At 51.0% G+C, this 19,807-nt stretch carries 22 protein-coding genes; 13 read left to right on the forward strand and 9 right to left on the reverse strand.

Annotated elements, in window-relative coordinates; genetic code table 11:
* Window positions 1-3: 3 nt before the first annotated feature.
* From LHL18_RS12300 to LHL18_RS12310, 3 genes are read right to left on the reverse strand one after another with little or no spacing between them, the layout of a single operon-like run.
* The gene (locus LHL18_RS12300) at window positions 4-615 is read right to left on the reverse strand and encodes a YjaG family protein (protein WP_134052054.1); all 612 of its coding nucleotides are present in this window, start codon (window positions 613-615) and stop codon (window positions 4-6) included.
* Window positions 596-949: a putative signal transducing protein gene (locus tag LHL18_RS12305; protein WP_134052056.1), complete on the reverse strand. Its 354-nt coding sequence runs from the start codon at window positions 947-949 to the stop codon at window positions 596-598. Before LHL18_RS12305 ends, LHL18_RS12300 begins: the two co-directional genes overlap by 20 nt.
* Window position 950: 1 nt before the next feature.
* Window positions 951-2,234 carry a coiled-coil domain-containing protein gene (locus LHL18_RS12310; RefSeq protein WP_226767297.1) on the reverse strand — a complete coding sequence of 428 codons (1,284 nt, stop codon included), beginning with the start codon at window positions 2,232-2,234 and terminating at the stop codon, window positions 951-953.
* A 216-nt stretch (window positions 2,235-2,450) separates the two neighbouring features.
* On the opposite strand from LHL18_RS12310, the gene LHL18_RS12315 reads away from it, so the two are divergent.
* The 3 genes from LHL18_RS12315 to LHL18_RS12325 are packed head-to-tail and all read left to right on the forward strand — an operon-like array spanning window position 2,451 to window position 4,996.
* A complete protein-coding gene (locus tag LHL18_RS12315; protein WP_319004171.1) occupies window positions 2,451-2,840 on the forward strand; it encodes a DUF2721 domain-containing protein in 390 nt (129 codons plus the stop codon).
* Between the two features lie 19 nt (window positions 2,841-2,859).
* A complete protein-coding gene (locus LHL18_RS12320; protein WP_226767298.1) occupies window positions 2,860-4,386 on the forward strand; it encodes a response regulator in 1,527 nt (508 codons plus the stop codon).
* 16 nt (window positions 4,387-4,402) lie between these two features.
* Window positions 4,403-4,996, forward strand: a complete 594-nt coding sequence (locus LHL18_RS12325; RefSeq protein WP_226767299.1) for a DUF4136 domain-containing protein — start codon at window positions 4,403-4,405, stop codon at window positions 4,994-4,996.
* 27 nt (window positions 4,997-5,023) lie between these two features.
* On the opposite strand, the gene LHL18_RS12330 is transcribed toward LHL18_RS12325, so the two are convergent.
* Window positions 5,024-5,608, reverse strand: coding sequence for a DUF3833 domain-containing protein (locus tag LHL18_RS12330; RefSeq protein ID WP_134052064.1), 585 nt, complete (start codon window positions 5,606-5,608; stop codon window positions 5,024-5,026).
* A gap of 137 nt (window positions 5,609-5,745) precedes the next feature.
* Between LHL18_RS12330 and LHL18_RS12335 the strand changes: the two genes are divergently transcribed.
* The 7 genes from LHL18_RS12335 (at window position 5,746) to LHL18_RS12365 (ending at window position 13,454) form a co-directional block, all read left to right on the forward strand.
* Window positions 5,746-6,306: an RNA polymerase sigma factor gene (locus LHL18_RS12335; RefSeq protein ID WP_134052066.1), complete on the forward strand. Its 561-nt coding sequence runs from the start codon at window positions 5,746-5,748 to the stop codon at window positions 6,304-6,306.
* Window positions 6,281-6,928: a hypothetical protein gene (locus LHL18_RS12340; RefSeq protein WP_134052068.1), complete on the forward strand. Its 648-nt coding sequence runs from the start codon at window positions 6,281-6,283 to the stop codon at window positions 6,926-6,928. The genes LHL18_RS12335 and LHL18_RS12340 overlap by 26 nt, the downstream gene beginning before the upstream one ends.
* Window positions 6,925-7,818: a hypothetical protein gene (locus LHL18_RS12345; protein WP_226767300.1), complete on the forward strand. Its 894-nt coding sequence runs from the start codon at window positions 6,925-6,927 to the stop codon at window positions 7,816-7,818. The genes LHL18_RS12340 and LHL18_RS12345 overlap by 4 nt, the downstream gene beginning before the upstream one ends.
* Window positions 7,819-7,945: 127 nt before the next feature.
* Window positions 7,946-8,578: a 2OG-Fe(II) oxygenase gene (locus LHL18_RS12350; RefSeq protein ID WP_226767301.1), complete on the forward strand. Its 633-nt coding sequence runs from the start codon at window positions 7,946-7,948 to the stop codon at window positions 8,576-8,578.
* 19 nt (window positions 8,579-8,597) lie between these two features.
* Window positions 8,598-8,987, forward strand: coding sequence for a hypothetical protein (locus LHL18_RS12355; RefSeq protein WP_226767302.1), 390 nt, complete (start codon window positions 8,598-8,600; stop codon window positions 8,985-8,987).
* 64 nt (window positions 8,988-9,051) lie between these two features.
* Window positions 9,052-10,332 carry an efflux RND transporter periplasmic adaptor subunit gene (locus LHL18_RS12360; protein WP_226767303.1) on the forward strand — a complete coding sequence of 427 codons (1,281 nt, stop codon included), beginning with the start codon at window positions 9,052-9,054 and terminating at the stop codon, window positions 10,330-10,332.
* An 11-nt stretch (window positions 10,333-10,343) separates the two neighbouring features.
* Window positions 10,344-13,454, forward strand: a complete 3,111-nt coding sequence (locus tag LHL18_RS12365) for an efflux RND transporter permease subunit (RefSeq protein ID WP_226767304.1) — start codon at window positions 10,344-10,346, stop codon at window positions 13,452-13,454.
* 35 nt (window positions 13,455-13,489) lie between these two features.
* Here LHL18_RS12365 and LHL18_RS12370 read toward each other — a convergent pair whose 3' ends face one another.
* Genes LHL18_RS12370 through LHL18_RS12380 form a run of 3 tightly spaced genes read right to left on the reverse strand, consistent with a single transcriptional unit; the run spans window position 13,490 to window position 15,384 of the window.
* The gene (locus LHL18_RS12370; protein WP_226767305.1) at window positions 13,490-13,987 is read right to left on the reverse strand and encodes a DUF192 domain-containing protein; all 498 of its coding nucleotides are present in this window, start codon (window positions 13,985-13,987) and stop codon (window positions 13,490-13,492) included.
* Window positions 13,988-13,996: 9 nt separating this feature from the next.
* Window positions 13,997-14,860 carry a 4-hydroxybenzoate octaprenyltransferase gene (gene ubiA, locus LHL18_RS12375; RefSeq protein WP_226767306.1) on the reverse strand — a complete coding sequence of 288 codons (864 nt, stop codon included), beginning with the start codon at window positions 14,858-14,860 and terminating at the stop codon, window positions 13,997-13,999.
* Window positions 14,860-15,384 carry a chorismate--pyruvate lyase family protein gene (locus LHL18_RS12380; protein ID WP_226767307.1) on the reverse strand — a complete coding sequence of 175 codons (525 nt, stop codon included), beginning with the start codon at window positions 15,382-15,384 and terminating at the stop codon, window positions 14,860-14,862. Before LHL18_RS12380 ends, ubiA begins: the two co-directional genes overlap by 1 nt.
* Window positions 15,385-15,563: 179 nt before the next feature.
* On the opposite strand from LHL18_RS12380, the gene LHL18_RS12385 reads away from it, so the two are divergent.
* Window positions 15,564-15,974 carry a flagellar basal body-associated protein FliL gene (locus LHL18_RS12385; protein ID WP_134052084.1) on the forward strand — a complete coding sequence of 137 codons (411 nt, stop codon included), beginning with the start codon at window positions 15,564-15,566 and terminating at the stop codon, window positions 15,972-15,974.
* Here LHL18_RS12385 and glpG read toward each other — a convergent pair.
* The gene (gene glpG / locus LHL18_RS12390; protein ID WP_226767308.1) at window positions 15,968-16,801 is read right to left on the reverse strand and encodes a rhomboid family intramembrane serine protease GlpG; all 834 of its coding nucleotides are present in this window, start codon (window positions 16,799-16,801) and stop codon (window positions 15,968-15,970) included. The genes LHL18_RS12385 and glpG overlap by 7 nt on opposite strands.
* Entirely contained in the window at window positions 16,794-17,120 is a 327-nt protein-coding gene (gene glpE / locus LHL18_RS12395) for a thiosulfate sulfurtransferase GlpE (RefSeq protein WP_226767309.1), read from the reverse strand. The genes glpG and glpE overlap by 8 nt, the downstream gene beginning before the upstream one ends.
* Window positions 17,121-17,294: 174 nt before the next feature.
* On the opposite strand from glpE, the gene LHL18_RS12400 reads away from it, so the two are divergent.
* Complete coding sequence (locus tag LHL18_RS12400; protein ID WP_134052091.1) at window positions 17,295-17,885, forward strand: LemA family protein; 591 nt, start codon at window positions 17,295-17,297, stop codon at window positions 17,883-17,885.
* A gap of 10 nt (window positions 17,886-17,895) precedes the next feature.
* Complete coding sequence (locus tag LHL18_RS12405) at window positions 17,896-19,740, forward strand: M48 family metallopeptidase (protein WP_226767310.1); 1,845 nt, start codon at window positions 17,896-17,898, stop codon at window positions 19,738-19,740.
* Window positions 19,741-19,807 lie beyond the last annotated feature (67 nt).

Here is a 19,807-nt window from a genome sequence, read left to right on the forward strand (position 1 = left end):
GGGTTAATCCTGCTCGAGCTCCATACCCAAATTAGTCAGTCCCTGCTCTTTTACCCAACCTTGCAGTAATTGTCGTTCTTCACGGCCGAATTGCTTAAGTGGTTTCACCAAGTCTATCAGCTCAGCCAGGCACTCCATTTCGTATTGCATTAGCGGATGCTCACGCACAATTTTCTTTAGCTCTGCCTCGGTTGTAATATCATCATCGATACTTTCGTGCTCGATAAGCCGGGCTACAGAGGCCTGGGAGATTTTTGCCACATTAATAAACTCGCCTGCATCCTGCTGCGAAATGCCACTTAACATCATATCCAGCGCAGTGGCGCAATCAACAGCCGGGTAAACCCCAAAAATATCGTAGTGGCTAATTTCCGGCGTAATAACCTCAAGCTCTTCTGACAACTTGGCAAAGTTTATTTTCGCCTTCTTTACGGTTAACCACTCCCAGATCAACGTCAGAATATGCCGCGGCAGTTCAGCATCACCGCTTTGCGTCACCTCAGCAAACAATTGATAATTAGGCAGCATACGCTCCAGCAAGGTTGCAGCAATCGCGGCCTGTTGATAAAAGCTCAGCTCGCGCATCGTCTGGAAGTTATTCGCTTTTGATTTCATCTTTTTCCTGAAGACATGACCAGCAAATATCAAAACTCTGGTAGTTCACTTCGCCACAACGACAAAGCCACTGCGCAGGTTCATGCTGTAATTGTTGTAGATATTGCGCGATTATACGCTGTGCAGCGCTAAATTGCTGCTGCGGTACCCAAAGTTGTACACCGATATCATTTAACGGTAGTTCGCCGGCGGCACCAGCCAGGTACTCGCCCCGCGTATCAACCAGAATGATTGCGCTTTGCAGTAAACCCCGTACCAAACCGGCTTCAAAACTGTTGGCAGCAAGATACACCCGCTGCCATTGTTGAACGTCAGACGGGTGTAGCAATTCCAATTTAGCTGGTAACCTTCAGTTGCTTTTGCGCATATTCAAACTTCAGTTTGAACTCCATCATACGCTCTTCCATGCTCTGCAACTGCAGCTGATGCGCTTCCTGCTGTTGCTGCAACTCGGTGCGCAGGGTGCGGATTAGCTCCCGGCTGCTGTCAGCTTCCTGTTGTTGCTTCTGCTCGGCAGCAAACTGCCGGTTCTGTGCGTGCTCAAGTTGGGCTTCAAGCTTTTGCTGCCGGCTTTGGCTTTGCTGATACTGCTCGTTCAGATTGACATAATCTGCCTGCAGTTTGGTCAGCTCTGAACCCAAGCCGCCGGTTTCATCCTGCATCGCAGCTAATTGTTGCTGTGCTTCAGTAAGTTGCTGCTCTGATGCAGCAATCTGCTCCTGCCACTGTTGTTGCTGCTCAGCCTGGGCTGCGAGCTCTTGTTGCAGTTGCTGAATTTTTTGCTGCTGTAACTCGTGTGTTTTTTTACGGTCCTGCAATTCCTGCTGTAACTGGGCGATAATTTGCAGTTTTTCCTGCTGTGCTGATTCAACTGCCTGCGTCTGTTGCTGTGCGTCTGTCAGCGCCTGTGTTTGTGCGTCCAGTTGTTGCTGCAGCTGTGTTAATTGTTGTTCGTGGTCGGCTTGCACACCGTTAACTTGCTGTAACAACTTCTGTTGTTGCTCAGTAGCCAGTTTCAGCTCAGTTTTACTTTGCTGCAGCAGCAGTTTCATTTCGTGTACTGCGGCTTTCGCCTGCTCGGCATCGGCTTCAGCTTCAGCTAATTTTTGCTGTAACTGATTAATAGTCTGCGTGGCCTGTTGCAGCTTTGCCTCTGCATCAGGATCTGTGCCTGCGCTTTGCTGAAGCTCAGCCAGTTGCTGCTGCACTTTTGTTAACTGTTCGGATTGCACGCTGGCGTTTTGCTGTGCAGCATTGAGTTTCGCGTTAGCATTTTCCAGCTCAGCACTTATTACACTGTGCTGCTGGCGAAGCTTAGATAACTCCTGGTTATCAGCAGTAGCGACAGGTATTGCCAAATCCAGTTGCTGTTTAGTTTGCTGCCAATCCTTAAACAGCTTCTGATAAGCCTGCTCTTGCTCTATTAAACGCTGCTGCCATTGCTTCTGCGAATCAGACAGCACACTGGTTGCAAACTGTTGCAATTGTTGTTGTTGTAAATTTAATAATTGGCTGGAAAAGTCTACCAGACTCGCTTCCAGTTGCTGCTGTGCCGCCTGTGTTAGATCGGCAATAACTTGCTGCTCGTTTTTATTATTGTTTTTCTTCACTGCATTCATTATCAGCTCTCGCTATACTGCGGCAGCGGCTCTGCTTCGTATACACAGGCGCTACATCGTGATCAGATTAGTACGTCAACAGCCTTACCTTAGCAGTTATTCAGGCTGTCGCATACTATGCCGATGTTTAGTGTAATATGAGTTGTCACTGATAGCTAACGCTATTGATACTTTTGAGCTTTTCGCAATTTAATTTCTCATAACAGGAACTTAAACATGATGAACCTGACCACCCCAGCACTGTTGTTCCCGGCAATATCGTTGCTTCTGCTGGCGTACACCAACCGCTTTCTGGTGTTGGCACAGCTGATTCGTGAATTAAATCAACGCGAAGGCGAAAACGTACGTGAGATGGCCAAAAGGCAGATCTCCAATCTGCGCAAACGTATCGTACTGATAAAAACCATGCAGGCTTTTGGTGTGTTTAGCTTTGTATTGTGTACCGCAGCAATGTTTTGCCTGTTTATGTTATGGCAGACTGCAGGTCAGTTGCTGTTTGTCATCAGCCTGATTAGCTTATTGGTCAGTCTGCTCTATTCTTTATATGAAATTCAGATATCCTGTGATGCGATAAATATAGAACTTGAATCACTACAAAACGGCTGACAGAGTGGCGGGCGGAAGTATGAGTAGTAATGACTTTTTATTCAATGACGAAGCCGCTGACACCAGCAGTCTGCGCCCTAATGATAACGCTGTGCCGTGGCAGGTATTGGTGGTAGATGATGACGAGAGCATTCATCAGATCACCAGCCTGGTACTGAATAACTTTGAGTTTGAACAGCGGCCCTTGCAACTATTGCATGCCAAAAGTGCCCGCGAAGCTCAGCAACTGATAGAGCAACACCCTGACATAGCACTGGCCATTATCGACGTCGTGATGGAAACCCAACATGCCGGCTTAGAATTGGTTAAAACTATTCGCCAACATATTAAAAATCAGCGTATGCGGCTTATTCTGCGCACCGGACAACCCGGAGAAGCGCCGGAAGAACATGTGATCCGCGACTACGATATTAACGACTATAAGAACAAAACTGAAGTTACCGCAATCAAGCTCAAAACCATGCTGTATGCCGGGCTAAGATCGTACCGCGATATTTGTTTTATTGAGCGGCACAGAGCCGGCCTGGAAAAAATCATTGGCTGTACGACCAGTTTTTTGCGCTGCAGCACCTTACGGGAATTTGCGTCATTGATCCTCGGGCAAGTGGCTTTTTTGCTTGGGCTGGAACGGGAACAAATATACTGCTGTGCCGCGATAAATAATGCCCAGCAAGACCAGTTGATGCTGGATATCATCGCCAGCAGTAATCCGGTAAAAGGTGGCACCCTACCAGATGACATAGTGGCAAAAATGCAGCAGGTACAACGGGATAAACAGTCTTACTACGCTGATGATTGTTTTATTGGCTACTTCAGCACCCAAAACGGCAGTGAAAACTTTCTCTATGTCAGCAAAGGCAGCAAACTGGAGCAAACCGATCACCAACTGCTGAGCTACTTCTCGCACAACATCGCCATTGCCTATGAAAACATCCGGTTGCGTGAATTGATGCGGGAGTCTCAGCGCGAACTGGCTTATATACTCGGTGAAGCCGTAGAAAAAAGATCCAAAGAGACCGGCAGCCACGTAAAACGGGTGGCAAACTACAGTTACTTACTAGCGATACATTATGGTTTAACCGAGTATGAAGCCGAGAAAATCAAGCTGGCGTCACCACTGCATGACCTGGGCAAAATTGCTATTCCGGATCATATATTGAATAAACCGGGCAAACATGACGCAGCGGAATGGGCCATCATGCAGCAACATGCTGAGCTGGGTTACCAGATTTTACAACATTCCACTAACGAAATTATGCAGATGGGTGCCATCATTGCACACCAACATCATGAAAAGTGGAATGGCAAAGGCTACCCACAAGGGCTAGCTAAAGACGACATTCATATTGCCGGACGCATTACAGCGCTGGCGGATGTATTTGATGCGCTGGGCAGTGACCGCTGCTACAAAAAAGCCTGGCCTTTGCCAGACATTATCGAACTTATTCGCCAGGAACGTGGTCAACAGTTTGACCCGGCTCTGGCGGATATATTGTTAAACAATCTGGATGATTTTCTCGCTATTCGCGATGCCTATCCGGATTAAACACAGGAAAATCTGTATGTTACGCAAAAATATCAAACAAATACTAATGGTCTGTACTGCTGCTGCGACATTGCTGTTAGCAGGTTGTGCAACAGGGCCTAAAGTACGTTCTGACGCTGCAGCCAATACCAATTTTTCAGCCTATAAAACCTTTTCTTTTATGGCAGAACCAGCAACGGACAAAGCCGGTTATGCCACTTTGGTTACACAGCATTTTAAAGATGCGATTAGTGCAGAGATGACCGCACTGGGGTATCAGTACAGCGAGAATAACGCTGATTTACTGATCAATTTTAATTCTAACGTTGAAACAAGAACGGATGTCCGTACAACCCCCAGTGCTACTTTCCAGTATGGTTATTATGGCTACCGCCGTGGTATTTACGCGGGTTTCCCTTTGTATACCAGTGATGTAGATACCATTCGCTATAAATATGGCACAGTCAATATTGATGTCGTAGATGCCGGTAAAAAACAGCTGATCTGGGAAGGGATTTCTGAGGGTACACTGAAAAAGTCAGATCTGGATAACCCTAAGCAGGCTATCTCAGAAGTGGTCGGGCTGATTTTCCAGCAATACCCTACCCGTAAAGCAACAACTCAGCCCTGATATTAAACGCGTATTGCCTCAGTTTTATTAAGACTGAGGCACCTGCTGCTGAATTTTCTGCTGTAACGCCACACAGCTGGCATTTGTGTCCTGCCGCTGAATTGATAATGTCAGTTCAGCCACCTGCAGGCCAAACTTGTGTAACGTACTGCGGTTAATCAGATTGTCGTCGTCTATAAGGTACATCCAATCCTTTACCGCAACATCAAGCGTATCTCCGTCATAGGGTAGACGTAATGTGTACTGCCAGTACAGCGCATTACCTGCTAACTGGCCTGTTGCCTGCCCAACCACATCACCGGCAGTACCGCTGACACTGCCATCGGATTGCTGCTGCAGCTGCCAGTGGCGCTGCTCTATGCGGCCATCGCTAAAATAAAACAGCTCATATAAATTGCCTTGCCCCCCCTGCCATTCGCCACAAAGTTCAGCACTGAAACGGACACTTTGTTTGCCTTGCCAGTTATGTAATACACCCCAGGCTTTAGCTGTCCCCTGAAAGAACTGATTCAGTTTAAGCTCCGGGGTTTCATTCTGGTATTCTGAGACTGACTGGCTGCAGCCGCTGAGCAGCAATGTCAATAACGCCGCTAAACTGGTTTTTTTCCACATAAATCCTCCGCTTTTCATCAACACTACGCATTTATGTGGTGACCGGCTCAAATAAAATAAAAAATATTCAAATCTGGCAAACTAATTTCTCTACCACTACGACTTAACAGACAAATACCACAGAGAACAACAATATCGTGTTTAAACGAAGTGATGAAAACCTGATAGCCAAAGCGCTACAAGGCGACCAGCACGCCTGGCAACAGTTGGTTAGCCGCCACCAGAGCAGCCTGTACTATTTTGGTTTGCGACTGCTGGGCTCCAAAGAAGATGCCAATGACCTGCTACAGGATGTGCTGATGGTGCTCTGCCGTAACCTTGGCCAGTACCGGGGCGACAGCAGCTTTAAAAGCTGGCTGTTTGGTATCGCCAATTACCGCGCCATGGATATGTTGCGCCGCAGAAAGTACAGCGACGGCGACGAAGCACTGGCAGAAGTCGCAGACGAAACCCCTGCTCTGGCAGAGCAGCTGGTTAATCAGCAGCAACAGCGTCAGGTACAGCTGCAGTTACGCAGCCTGCCGCCGGAGCAACGTCTGGTGCTGGAGCTGAAATTTTATCAGCAGTTTACATTTGACGAAATTGCCAGCCAACTGGCCGTTTCCAGCAATACCGTCAAATCCCGTTTTTATGCCGCGCTGGATAAAATGCGCCTGCAGTTGGAGGTTGACCATGTCGAACAATCAGCAAATTTTTGAAGACTGGCTCGCTGGTAAGATCAGTACCGGTGAATGTGCAGAATTATTACAACACGATGCCACCTGGCTGGCCCGGATGCATAACGCCAGTGCATTGCGTGCAGATGCCGCCAGGCCAGAGTTTGATGCTGTGCCCCAAGTGGATACCAGCAGCATTTTTGCCAACCAGTGGCAAAGATCAAAACCACAGCGTAGCTGGTGGCCACAAATCAGTCTGGCACTGTCTTGCGCAGCGATGTTGATAAGCCTGTCACCCGCGCAACTGCAACTGAAAGATGGCAGCCTGACACTGAGCTGGCATAACAGCCAGCAGGAGATAGACTCGGCAGTCAACAAAGCGTTGGTCAGTTATCAGCAGGAACAACAGCAGTGGCTGGCACAGCAACTGGATTTTCAGCAACAGAACACCAGCTCGCAATTAATATTGCTAAAAGACTATCTGCAGGATGAACTGCAACGCGATCAGCGCAGCGACATGCTGCAGCTGGTGGAATATCTAAACCAGCAACGTCAGGCTGACTGGCAATACTGGCAGGAAAACTATCAACCGATGCAGGCGGGCTATCGCCCAACTGACAGCTATTACTTAAGCCCAACTAATACCGGAGCGGTAAAACCATGAAAGCATTACGTCGTACCTCATTTTATCTGACAGCCCTCACGGCAGCTTTGACTATATTGCCGGCCCAGGCGGCGGATATCAGCCCGACATTGAAGAAAAATGCCGATATCCTGCAAACAATATTGCAAACCGCGTTTAAAGAAGATGAAAACAGCCGTCTGTCATCCATGCAGTACAGCTACCTGACCGGCCAGGGCTTACTGTTTCAGGCAAATGCCGTCAGAAGCGGCCGCCATGTATTTCATTTTAGCGGCTCCGGTATACCACCGGTAGCACCCGTTCCGCCGGTACCGCCACAACCAGACAGCGAGTTTGATTTTGAATTTGATATTGATCACGAAGACATTGAACGGCTGACTGAAGCGGCTCAGGAGATGGCCGAGCAGGTAAAACAACAACACCGCTACACATACCGCATTGCTGAGAAACAACGCGCGATTGAACGTGAGCTACGCGATGTTGAGCGCGACCTGCGGGATATCGAGTTTAATAAATCGATGAGTAAGCTCGACAAAGAGCAGCAACAGGAACTGGCCACGCTGCAACAAAAAGCGAAGGTATTAAAAGAGAAGCAAGCCGAAGTTGAAAAAGAAGCAGCTACAAGCCGCAAGCAATTGGAAGAACAGCGCAGTAAACAGCTGGCTGAGCAGCAAAAGCAAACCGCTGCGATGGTAAAAACGGTCGGCGAGAAATTCAGCCAGATCTTATGCGACTACGGCGCCAGCCTGCGCGACATGCCGGACACAGAATATGTCAGCCTGCAGGTGAACAACCGCGGTAGCGACGGCCGTTATTACTGGGTGGTGAGAAAGTCTGATATTAACCAATGCATGACCGGCAAAATTAAAGCCAAAGACCTGCTGACCAAAGCCAGCACCTACCAGTTCTGATATATCGCTGACATCATGCTACGCGGTTGGGTTCAACCAGCCGCGTAGTGAAATTCTACTTTGTTGCTATCAGCTTTTCGGCGACAATAGCGCGGTTCCAGTTCGGAACCTTTACCCGGACATCTTTATGCCAGCTTCTGTGCAAACCTCTGACCTGCTGAATTTCGATACTATTATCGACGCCTTTTACACACAGGGCTGGGTTTGGCTGCCTGAATTCCTGCGCCCTGAGCTCAACAGTGCCCTGTTACATGAAGCTCAGTATGAAGCTGAGCTGACTCCTGCGGGTATAGGCCGTCAAAACGATTTTCAGCTTAATCAGCAGATCCGCCGCGATGCCACACAATGGTTTGATGGCCAAAGCACAGCCCAACAGCAATATCTGGCATTAATGGCACAGTTGCAGCAAGTCTTTAACCGGCGCTGCTTTCTTGGCTTATTTGATTTTGAATGTCATTTTGCCCGCTACCGCAGTGGCGATTACTATCAGAAGCATGTCGATGCATTCAGCGGCCGCTCGAACCGGGTGCTGACCACGGTCAGCTATCTGAACAGCGTTAATCAGGGTGGCGAACTTGAGCTGTATAATGAGCACGACCAACTGATAGATCGTTTTTTGCCAACCGCCGGCAGTCTTATCATCTTTGAAAGCGAACGCTTCCCGCATGCAGTGCTACCTGCCGTTGACACCCGGTATAGCATAGCCGGCTGGTTTCGCAGAAACGCCAGTATCAACGGCGTGCTGGATCCGGCCAGTTAAAACGCTTATGATAGCCGCTATGCGTAGCGTACTGTGTTATTTATTACTGTTAACTCTGACACTATCTGGCCTGGCCGGATCGGTGCAGCAAGCGCATGCTTACAACCTGGCAGATGCGATTGTCATGCAAAGTATGCAGCATCAACACGATATCTCAGCTGAAAACAGTGATATGCCATGCCATGGCAGCGCCGCGAAAATCGCTGACGACAGTAGCGATAACTGCTGTAAGCAGATGCAACACCAGTGCGGTGCGGACTGCTGTGCCAAACACTGCGCGACATCCGGTGCTTTACTCGCCGCCGAGCTGTTCCGCTATATCCGTCCTGACAATGTCATTAGCCGCCACACTGCAGATTTACCGCTGTGGTTGTTTGCCGAAGAGTCCCCTCCCCCTATAAACGCCTGATCCGGTTAAGTTCTGTTTCGCTGTGCAGTCTGCACAGTCGTTTTAACGTGTTTCAGGAAACATTATGCGCGCACATTACTTTGCATGGCTGTTGTCAGTGTCAGCCATTGGTCTGTCTGCACAGCAACATGACAGCCATCAACATGATACACACCCCGATACTGCACAGGATATCGAGTCTACAAAACTTGCTCCAAAGCAGAGTGCAGTAACACAGAGTGCAATAACAGAAAGTGTATTACCGCAAACGGTACAGTTATATAGCTGCCCAATGCATCCCCACATTCAGCAACATGAACCCGGCAACTGTCCGATATGTGGTATGACACTGGTAGCAAAGTCAGCACCTATGAATGCACAGGTACAGGTGAACGGCGCCATGCAACAGGCGCTGGCTATCCGCACAGCAACAGCCGAATCAAGAACCTTATGGCGTTTTATTGAAACCTTCGCTCAGGTGCAGTACCCGGAAGATGCTATTCACCACAGCCATATACGCGCTGAAGGCTGGATAGAACAGCTGTATGTACGCAGCCTTGGCCAGCGCGTTCAGGCCGGGGAAAAGCTGTTTAGCTACTATGCGCCGGACTTACTGGTGGCACAGGATGACTACCTGCAAGCGTTATCTGTCAGCCAGCAAAATGGCAGCCGCAGCGCTAACCTGCTGCAGCGGGCAGAAACCCGCTTACGTTTGCTGGGCCTGACCGACAAGGACATCAAACAATTGCAGCAAAGCCGCCAGAGCCAGTACCAAATCACCGTTTACGCACATCAGGACGGAGTTGTCACCATGCTGAATGTGCGCGACGGCATGTATATCCGCCCGGGCGATACCCTGATGGAAATCACCAGCCTGCAGCAAGTCTGGCTCACAGCCGATGTACCGGAGGCACAGCAAAGCTGGCTTAGGCAGGGTATGGCGGCTGAAGTGGATATTCCATCGCAGCATATCTCAGGTATTGAGACCCGGGTCGATTTTATCTACCCGGCGCTTGATGCGCAAAGCCGCACCAGCAAAGTCAGAATGACGCTGGACAACCCGCAGCAACAGCTGCAGCCGAATATGTTGCTGCCGGTAAGACTGTATGGCGGCGAATTGAAAGATGTACTGGCCGTGCCGCGTGACGCAGTGCTGCTGTCCGGTACTGGCAGCCGGGTGATTGTGCAAGAAGGCGACAACTTCAGCGTACGCAAGATCACTACAGGCAACAGTGCACAGGGCTATGTGCAGGTGTTATCCGGCCTGGCTGCGGGTGAGCAGGTAGTGGTTTCCGGTCAGTTCCTGCTGGATGCTGAAGCTGGCTTAAGCCAGCTCCCCGTCAGCACCGCTGCGCATCAGCATTAGGAGCAGCATCAATGATTAAAGCTATTATCCGCTGGTCGGTGCAAAACCCGTTGCTGGTGCTGATAAGCACGCTGGCACTGACACTGTTCGGCTATCAGGCCAGCCAGCAGCTGAAACTCGATGCGCTGCCAGATTTGTCTGATGTGCAGGTTATTATCAAAACCAGTTTCCCCGGCCAGACGCCACAAACAATAGAAGAACAGGTGAGCTATCCGCTATCGACAGCCTTATTAGCGGTGCCCAAAGCCAAAGCCGTACGCAGCTTTTCTATGCCTAATGACAGCTACCTGTATGTTATTTTCGAAGATGGTACAGATCCATACTGGGCACGTTCGCGGGTACTGGAATACCTGCAAACCGTGACACTGCCGGCAGGTGCCAACGCTACGCTTGGCCCGGACGCCAGCGGTGTTGGCTGGATATTCCAGTATGCGCTGACCGACAGCAGCGGCAGTCAGTCATTGGAACAGCTCACCAGTCTGCAGCAGTTTTATCTGACACCAGAGCTACAAAGCGTGGCGGGCGTGGCAGAGGTTGCCAGTATAGGCGGTATGAAAAAAACCTATCAATTGCAGCTGGATCCTCGACTGATGCGCTCATTCAACGTCACGCTACAACAGGTCATTACTGCCATTAACAGCCACAACCAGCAGCGGGGCGGCAGCGTGGTAGAAGTCGCAGAAACAGAGCTGCTGGTGCAGTCTTCTGGCTATATTCAATCGCTACAACAGCTGGCGGCGGTACCGCTGGGGGTGCGCAACAGCGCCGATTACCCGCTGACACTGGCAGATGTTGGTACAGTGCAAACTGTACCGGCGGCCCGGCGCGGCATAGCAGAGCTAAACGGTGAAGGCGAAGTTGTTGGCGGCATCATAGTCATGCGTCAGGGCGAAAATGCGTTAAGCACCATAGCGGCAGTAAAACAAAAAATGGCACAGTTACAAAGTGGCCTGCCAGCAGGTGTGGCTATGGTTACCGTTTATGATCGCGCCACTCTGATTGAAAACACTGTCAGCAATCTTAGCGACAAGTTACTGGAAGAAATGGCCGTCGTCGCGCTGGTGTGTCTGGCATTCTTACTGCACGTACGCTCGGCTCTGGTTGCTGTCATCAGCCTGCCGCTGGCCCTGCTGGCCAGCATCTTACTGATGAACCTTTTAAATATCAGCGCCAACGTCATGAGCCTGGGCGGTATCGCTATCGCCATTGGTGCTCTGGTGGACGCCGCCATTGTGATGGTAGAGCATGGCCATAAAAAGCTGGAGCAGGCACGCGCGGGTAATGTCACGCTTAGCCGCAGTGAGTTTCGTCAGGTGATCCTTGATGCCTGTACTGAAGTCGGGCCAGCATTATTTTTCTCCTTATTGGTGATCACCGTCAGTTTTATGCCGGTGTTTTTGCTCGAGGCGCAGGAAGGCCGGCTATTTGCGCCACTGGCCTACACAAAAACCTTCGCCATGGCCGCCGCGGCAGTACTGGCAGTCACGCTGATCCCAGTGCTGATGCTGTACTTACTGCGCGGCAAAATCCCATCAGAGCATAGTAATCCGCTTAACCGCACGCTGGTCGCACTATACCGGCCGGTGCTCAGCCTGTGTTTACGCTTTCCCAAAACGCTGGTGTTGCTGTCGTTGCTGGCGCTGGCCTCTGCTACCCTGCCCTGGCAACGGTTATCCAGCGAGTTTATGCCAGCTTTCGCTGAAGGTGATTTGCTGTATATGCCAACCACAGTGCCGGGGCTAAGCCCGGCCACGGCAGCCAAACTGCTGCAGCAGACTGACCGGCTGATCAAAACCGTGCCTGAAGTTGACACAGTGCTGGGTAAAAGTGGCCGCGCCGATTCGGCAACGGATCCGGCACCGCTGACAATGTTCGAAACCAGCGTGAAGTTAAAACCGCAAAGCGAGTGGCGCGATGGTTTCACTCTGGCTGACATTATTGCTGAACTTGATGCAGTAGTGCAGGTGCCGGGCCTGACCAATGCCTGGCTACCACCGATTAAAACCCGCATTGATATGTTGTCTACCGGTATCAGAACGCCGGTGGGCATTCGTGTCAGCGGGCCGGATCTGGATGTTTTGTCCGAGGTTGCAACGCAGCTGGAGCAAAAAGTAAAAGCGCTGCCCGGCAGCCGTTCCGTATTTGCCGAGCGCGCCGAATCCGGGCTTTATCTGAACATTACACCCAATATCGCTCAGTTAGCACGCTATGGCATAACACTGACTGAACTGCAGCAGTATGTTGCCAATGCGATTGGCGGCGCGCCGGTGGCGCAAAGCATTCAGGGCCGTGAACGCTTTGATATCAGCCTGCGTTTCCCACGTGAACTGCGCAGTCACCCGGATGACATCGCCAAACTGCCACTGCAAAGCCGGGATGGGGCTTTTGTACTGCTGGAGCAGGTTGCTGATATCAGCGTAGATAATGGCCCGGTCATGATCCGGGCAGAAAATGCCCGCCTGACCAGTTGGGTATTTATCGACCTGCAGACCGATACCCAACTTGGCCGTTACCTCAACGATCTGCAACAATTGCTGGCTACGCAGCAGTTCCCGCCCCAGGTGACTGTCAGCATTGGCGGCCAGTATGAATATCTGCAGCGCGTCAGTGCGCGCTTACAGCAGCTGGTGCCAGTGACCTTGTTACTGATCGTCGTGTTGCTGTATCTGACGTTCCGCCGTTTCAGTGATGTGGTCCTGGTACTGGTATCATTGCCGTTTGCCTTAAGTGGCAGCCTATGGCTATTGTATCTGCTGGACTACCAGCTGTCGGTCGCGGTCGCCGTAGGGTTAATCGCACTCAGTGGTGTGGCGGCTGAGTTTGCGGTGGTGATGTTATTGTACTTAAAGCGGGCGGTTGAAGAGCTACAACCGGCGAACCGCGATCAGCTGTGGCAGGCCATTATGCATGGCGCTGTGCAGCGGGTGCGTCCCAAAGCCATGACGGTGCTGACCATCATTGTCAGCCTGTTGCCCATCATGCTCGGCGCCGGAGCCGGTAACGAAGTGATGCAACGCATCGCCGCACCAATGCTGGGCGGTATGGTTGCCGCACCTTTGGTATCTATGCTGCTGATGCCAGTGTTGTACTTTCTGTTGTTGCGTCGCCGTTTGCCGGCTTAACCAAGAAACGCAGGCGTACTGCTTAGTCAGTACGCTTATTTTGCGCCGTCAGTCGCTTTTTTATCCGGCATAGACACTTTAGCACCAACTTTTATGCCGTGGCTGGCAAACCAGCCACGTGGCATTTCCAGTGCAGCTATTACCGGCCCCGGTGACGGCACCGGCGTCTGGTCAAAAGGTTCCAACTGCACCAGTTGGGCGATGGTCCAGTCGGGTGCGATATAAGCGACATCCAGCGCCATGCTGGTATTGGCCATCCACAGCGAAATAGCCGTCGGTTTTTGATACAGCAAAAACATGCCGGGCTCAGCACTTTGTTGAAACATCAGGCCCTGTGCCCGCTTCTGTGGTGTGTCAGCCAGTTGTACCTGTACCGTCTGCTGTGCTAACTGCAGCGGCACCAGTTCAAACTGCTCCAGCTCAAACTGCTCAGGTTGCTGCTGTGCCATCACCGGCTGACTGACAGAGAACAATAGCAGCAGACTCAATACCAGTGACAAGCCACGTTTGTGCAACGGGTTAAAGTTGATCATCGTTTATCCTTAGAGCAAGTAACTTAGGGCAATACCGGCAAACACCAGCATGCCAACGTAATGATTATGCAAAAATGCCGCAAAACAGCCCTCGCGGCTGCGTCTGGCAATCCTATGCTGATATACGAAGCAGCCAGCACTTAAGGCTAAACTCAGATAAAATACCGGGTGCAGCTCTGCCAGTACGCCAACCAACAGCAATAACACTAAGCTGGCAAATTGCAGCAAAGCAATAATGGGCAAGGCATAACGGCCAAATAAAATGGCGGTAGATTTAATGCCTACTTTCAAATCATCCGGCCGGTCTACCAGCGCATAATAGGTATCGTAAGCCACTGTCCAAAGCAAATTAGCAAAATACAACAGCCATAATATTGATGGCAGCTGTAGTTGAATGGCCATAAACGCCATCGGCATGCCCCAGCTAAACGCTGCGCCCAGCACCACCTGTGGTAACTGGGTATAGCGTTTCATAAAGGGGTAAACCGACGCCAGCACCAGCGCGACTAATGACAGCAACACCGTTTGCCAGTTTAAAAACAGCAGCAGACTGGCACTTAACAACAGCAACAGCACAAACAACTGCAGGGCTTCTGTGCCACTAACAGCCCCACTGGCAAGCGGCCGGTGTTTAGTGCGCTCAACAGCGCCATCCCAATGCCTGTCAGCGTAGTCATTAATCACACAACCGGCCGCCCGCATCAGCACAACGCCGGCAGTAAATACCAACAATAAGTGCAGTGGTGGTACACCCTCAGCCGCCAGCCACAGCGCCCACCAGGTTGGCCACAACAGTAAGTAGGTACCTATCGGTTTTTCCAGCCGCATAAGCTGCAGATAGTAACGCCAGTGTGCGTGTTTCAGTGCCAGCATCAGGCAAACGCCTTAAGCTCAGCCATCGCCGGCAAAAAAGCCTCGGCGACCAGCAGCGGTAAATCATTCAGCCTGAACACAGAACGGCGGGTATAACATAGTGCGCTGCCAGCGTCAGGCAATGTCAGTTGTAACTGCGTTACCTCAATACTGCCGCGCTGCAAACCGCTTTGCTGAAAGATGTAATCGCCTAAGGGTCGCTCCCCCATATCCGCCAGAGGCCGTAAAGCGTTAACCGTTTTTTCAGGCAACCAGCTCTGGCCATAAACACAGGGTTTATCATCACACCAGAGGATCACTTCGCGCAGTTGCGCCTGCAAGGTGTTGGGCAATAACGGCTGCAGAAATACCGGCAAGGCTGTGCGCTGCTCATTTAATACCTGAACACGAAAATGGCCACAGTGACGCTTTAACCTTGCGGTCAGAGAAGCCGGCTCAAGGATCCAGGGCGCCAGCTCTGATGGTAACGAACAGTTTTGAGCCTGATGCCAGTCTGTATCAAGCGAAATAACAGGAATACTCACAACGAAAATTCTGCCTGCAGGGAGTCTGGCGGCATCATAACAAGTTACGGCCGGATTTTCAGCAGCAATCCGCTGAGAAAAACGGCTTACTGCAGAGCACGTTAGCTGGTAAAATAGCAGCCATAACGCTATGGTTAGTGTCCTTGCTGGCCTATTTTTACCAACCAAAAGTGATAGTTATGATAAAACGCCTGCTGCTTCCGCTATTGTTGTCTGCCCCGTTATTACTGGTCTCCACGCATACAACTGCGCAGGACCAGCCTAAGGAAGTAGTGTATTACGGCTTCGACCCGGATATTGTTACCAACTATATTTCCGGCAACCGCCGCAGCCTTGGCTATATCCGGGTAACCGTAGAGCTGATGCTGGAAGACAAAGCGTTTCTGCCTGCGATAGAACATCATGAACCGCTGATCCTAGACATCATTATCGGCATTTTTACCAAACAGCCGGAAGACAAAATCAAATCGCTGACTGGTCGCGAAGAAATCCGCCTGGCAATTCTGGAAAAGCTGCAACAAACGATGAAAAAAGAAGCCGGCGAAACCATGATCCGCGATATTCTGTTTACCAAATACCTGTATCAGTGAGACGCCGGTATACTGCGTGCGCTCTGGTGACGCAACAGCCACGCCCAGAGCAAACCGGTAACTAATCCGCCTAAATGTGCCCAGTTCGCCATACTGACCCACAACAGGTCAAAAAAGCCCAGCAGCAACCATAACAACATAAAGCCAGCCAGGCCATTGCTGATATGCAAACCTTGCCCAGGATTTAACCGCCCCGCCAGCCAGAAATAACCAAACAGGCCATACACTACACCGGACAAGCCGCCAAAATGCGGACCCACAATAAAATACTGTGCCGCGTTCGACACCAACGCCACGGTCAAGGCAATATTCAACAACAGAACACTGCCAAGGCGCTGCTCAAGCTGACGACCGAGATACAGCCACCAGGCCAGATTAAACACCAGATGAGTCAGTGAGAAATGCATTAACATCGGGCTGAACCAGCGCCATAACTGCGCGGGCTCTGTCAGTTGCAGTGCCGCACTGCTACTGCGCCAGTCCAGTTGTTGCCAGACATATACCAGCAAACACAGTAGTAAAATCACACAGGTAAACGGCGCCTGCTGCCACCACTGCAGTATATTCATTTGTGGCAAAGCGGCAGAGCTTTCGGTTGCCGCCGGTTGGCTCAGTTGCCAGGCCGCCGCCTGATAACGCGGATGCTCCGGCTGCTGAACAAAGCGGCCAAATTCCTGCTCAATAGCGCCAAGCTGCTCGGTATCGCCATAAAGTTCGGCAAAATCAGGCCGCTGCACCACAGCACTGACATTCAGCCCCTGCGCCGCACAGTAGCCGGCAAACAGCTGCGCCGCCTGCGCTGAATTAAGTTCGGCAAACTTATGCACTGTCGCCGCTCACAAAAGGCAGCTGAGTACGCCAGCTTTCAAAGCCGCCATCCATGCTGTATACCTGCTCAAACCCTTGCTGTACCAGATACTGTGCTGCGCCCTGGCTTGAGTTGCCGTGATAGCATACGACAACCACCGGCTGGTCAAATTCGAACTGCTGCATAAAGCTATTCAGGCTGCCGTTGGTAAGATGGTAGGCACCATCAATGTGTCCGGCGGCAAAACTGCCCTCATCACGGATATCAGCAATCACGACCTTGTTATCGGCCAGCAACTTAGCGGTATCTGCTACGGAAATATGTTGAAAATCACTCATACAAACCTCGTTTAATGCTGCAGGCTATGATACCTCAGCACGCGGGAATTACCAGCCGGACCATACAGCCTTCAGGCCAGCGTACTTTAGTGTGAGTTCAGCGAATAAACGCTGGACAGTGTTTAAACTATTGTTAACAATGACAACCAAATATATCGTTTTGTCGGAGCTACTATGACCAGCCTGATTATTCTGGCTATTCTTGTTGTACTTGTATTCTGGGTTATCAGCATTTTTAACCAATTGGTTAAACTGAAAAACCGCTTTCAGAATGCCTTTGCGCAAATAGAAGTGCAGCTGAAACGTCGTTACGATCTGATCCCGAACCTGGTAGAAACCGCTAAAGCCTACATGGCACACGAGCGCGACACACTGGAGGCGGTGATTAGCGCACGTAACGCCGCACTGGCCGGTCTGAAAGTGGCGGCAAACAACCCGGGCGATGCAGGTGCTATCAGCCAGCTGGCCGGTGCCGAAAGCGCGCTGCAAAGCGCCATGAGCCGGATGAATGTGGTGATGGAAGCGTACCCTGACTTAAAAGCGAATCAGAACATGATGCAATTGTCAGAGGAGCTTACCAGTACTGAAAACCGGGTTGCCTTTGCGCGTCAAGCGTTTAATGATGCGGTAACAGACTACAACAGCTATAAGCAAAGTTTCCCACCGGTCATTTTCGCTGCCAGTTTTGGCCACGCCGCCGATGCCAAACTGCTGGAGTTTTCCGACAGTGCGGCCATTCAGGCGGCACCCAAAGTCAGTTTCTGATTAACACCAGATGAGCAGTAACTTCTTCTCGCAGCAGGATTTGGCCCGGCGCAACACCCGCATTCTGGTGCTGTTGTTTTCACTGGCGGTACTGTTGTTGTTACTGCTGACTAACGTTATCGCCTTAATCAGCCTGGGTTTTGTTGACCCGCAACAGCTGTCCGGCCCCTGGCATTGGCAAGCCCTGCCCTGGGACCTTGTTGTTGCGGTCAGCGCAGTCGTACTCAGTGCGGTGGGTATTGCAGTACTGATAAAATGGCTGCAATTACGTGCCGGTGGCAAAGTGGTGGCCGAATCCCTCGGTGGAGTCAGACTATCACCCGACAGCCAAGATCCACTGCAGCGTAGGCTGCTAAACGTTGTTGAAGAAATGGCGTTAGCTGCCAACACCCCTGTACCACCGGTTTACCTGCTACCAGAGACGGGTATCAATGCGTTTGCTGCAGGCTACAGCCCATCAGATGCGGTGATAGGTGTTACTCAGGGCTGTATTGAGCAATTAAACCGCGATGAATTACAAGGTGTGGTCGCGCATGAATTCAGCCATATTCTGAACGGTGATATGCGGATGAATATCCGCCTGATTGCGATACTAAACGGTATACTGTTTCTTGGCCATATCGGCTATTACATACTGCGCGGCAGCCGGGGCAGTAGCGCCGTGCGCATCGGTTCAGGCCGCTCCGGCAACAATAAAAACAGCGGCGGCGGTATTTTATTGCTGGCACTGGGGCTGGTCATCGTCGGATATCTTGGCTCGTTTTTCGGTAACTTAATCAAAGCCGCCGTCAGCCGCCAGCGTGAATTTTTGGCCGATGCCAGTGCCGTGCAATTTACCCGCAACCCGCGCGGTATCGCCGGTGCGCTAAAAGTTATTGGCAGCCATAGCCAGCGCAGTAAAGTCGGCAACAGCAATGCTGATGAAAACAGTCACTTGTTTTTTGCTGAAGCCATTAGCCGCTGGGCAGCTATTTTCGCCACCCACCCACCTTTAGCCACCCGAATTAAACGGCTTGAGCCACACTGGAACGGCAAGTTCCCTACCCCACGCACAGCTCAGTCAGTCACAGATACGGCAGAGCAGCCTGATACCGGCTCTAAAACGACTGGCACTACAGAGCGCTTGCAACAGGCATTGCCATTGTTACTGCTACACAGCAGCCGCCAGAGTGAACCTGCAATTGCGCTGATTTGCTGTCTGTTATTACGCCAACACGACGACACCCGTACGCGGCAACTGCACCTGATCAAAGAAATGGGCTCAGCAGCGCTGCTGCAACAGGTTGATCAGCTATGCGACAGTGTCGACAACCTTAATGCTCTACAGCAAGTGCAATTACTACAACGGGTAATGCCGGCACTAAAAACTCTGTCGGAGCAACGTTTTGTCCAGTTTCAGCAGCTTATTCATGCTCTGCGTGATGCCACTGCCACGCCCGGCCTTACGCAGTGGCTATGTTGCCAGTTTGTTGAACACAGCGTAGCAGTGCATTATCAGACAAGCCGGATCACCCATCGCCATTCCAACCAGAACCTGGCACAACAGGCTGCGGCTGTCAGCGCCCTGCTGGCATTAGTGAGCAGTGCCGCCGGCGACGATAAGGCACAGCAACAAGCCTGGTATTCTGCGTTGCAACAATTACCTTTCGCTGCAGCGACAGAACGGCCCGATGTAAACTTTACGGTGCTGACACAGCAACTGCCGCAGCTTCTGGCGCTGGCGCCGCTGCAAAAGCAGCAATTGTGGCAAGCAATTGATGCCTGCGTGCGTGCCGATAATCTGCTGCAAATTCCTGAGCAGGCGCTACTGCTTGCGCTGGCGCTGCTATTAGAAATTCCATATCAACCTGAATGATAACCGGTAATATTGTTTACCTGACGATAATCTGCAGAAGCTGCCCTTTGACGCTTTAGCATCGGTG

Source organism: Rheinheimera aquimaris (assembly GCF_020531985.1).
GTDB lineage: Bacteria > Pseudomonadota > Gammaproteobacteria > Enterobacterales > Alteromonadaceae > Alishewanella > Alishewanella aquimaris.

Excerpts from the sequence above, each read along its gene's own strand:
- LHL18_RS12300 (WP_134052054.1), bottom strand. The coding sequence starts at position 615 with ATGAAATCAAAAGCGAATAACTTCCAGACGATGCGCGAGCTGAGCTTT.
- LHL18_RS12310 (WP_226767297.1), bottom strand. The coding sequence starts at position 2,234 with ATGAATGCAGTGAAGAAAAACAATAATAAAAACGAGCAGCAAGTTATT.
- LHL18_RS12315 (WP_319004171.1), top strand. The coding sequence starts at position 2,451 with ATGATGAACCTGACCACCCCAGCACTGTTGTTCCCGGCAATATCGTTG.
- LHL18_RS12320 (WP_226767298.1), top strand. The coding sequence starts at position 2,860 with ATGAGTAGTAATGACTTTTTATTCAATGACGAAGCCGCTGACACCAGC.
- LHL18_RS12325 (WP_226767299.1), top strand. The coding sequence starts at position 4,403 with ATGTTACGCAAAAATATCAAACAAATACTAATGGTCTGTACTGCTGCT.
- LHL18_RS12330 (WP_134052064.1), bottom strand. The coding sequence starts at position 5,608 with ATGTGGAAAAAAACCAGTTTAGCGGCGTTATTGACATTGCTGCTCAGC.
- LHL18_RS12340 (WP_134052068.1), top strand. The coding sequence starts at position 6,281 with ATGTCGAACAATCAGCAAATTTTTGAAGACTGGCTCGCTGGTAAGATC.
- LHL18_RS12345 (WP_226767300.1), top strand. The coding sequence starts at position 6,925 with ATGAAAGCATTACGTCGTACCTCATTTTATCTGACAGCCCTCACGGCA.
- LHL18_RS12350 (WP_226767301.1), top strand. The coding sequence starts at position 7,946 with ATGCCAGCTTCTGTGCAAACCTCTGACCTGCTGAATTTCGATACTATT.
- LHL18_RS12355 (WP_226767302.1), top strand. The coding sequence starts at position 8,598 with ATGCGTAGCGTACTGTGTTATTTATTACTGTTAACTCTGACACTATCT.
- LHL18_RS12360 (WP_226767303.1), top strand. The coding sequence starts at position 9,052 with ATGCGCGCACATTACTTTGCATGGCTGTTGTCAGTGTCAGCCATTGGT.
- LHL18_RS12365 (WP_226767304.1), top strand. The coding sequence starts at position 10,344 with ATGATTAAAGCTATTATCCGCTGGTCGGTGCAAAACCCGTTGCTGGTG.
- LHL18_RS12370 (WP_226767305.1), bottom strand. The coding sequence starts at position 13,987 with ATGATCAACTTTAACCCGTTGCACAAACGTGGCTTGTCACTGGTATTG.
- ubiA (WP_226767306.1), bottom strand. The coding sequence starts at position 14,860 with ATGCTGGCACTGAAACACGCACACTGGCGTTACTATCTGCAGCTTATG.
- LHL18_RS12385 (WP_134052084.1), top strand. The coding sequence starts at position 15,564 with ATGATAAAACGCCTGCTGCTTCCGCTATTGTTGTCTGCCCCGTTATTA.
- glpE (WP_226767309.1), bottom strand. The coding sequence starts at position 17,120 with ATGAGTGATTTTCAACATATTTCCGTAGCAGATACCGCTAAGTTGCTG.
- LHL18_RS12400 (WP_134052091.1), top strand. The coding sequence starts at position 17,295 with ATGACCAGCCTGATTATTCTGGCTATTCTTGTTGTACTTGTATTCTGG.
- LHL18_RS12405 (WP_226767310.1), top strand. The coding sequence starts at position 17,896 with ATGAGCAGTAACTTCTTCTCGCAGCAGGATTTGGCCCGGCGCAACACC.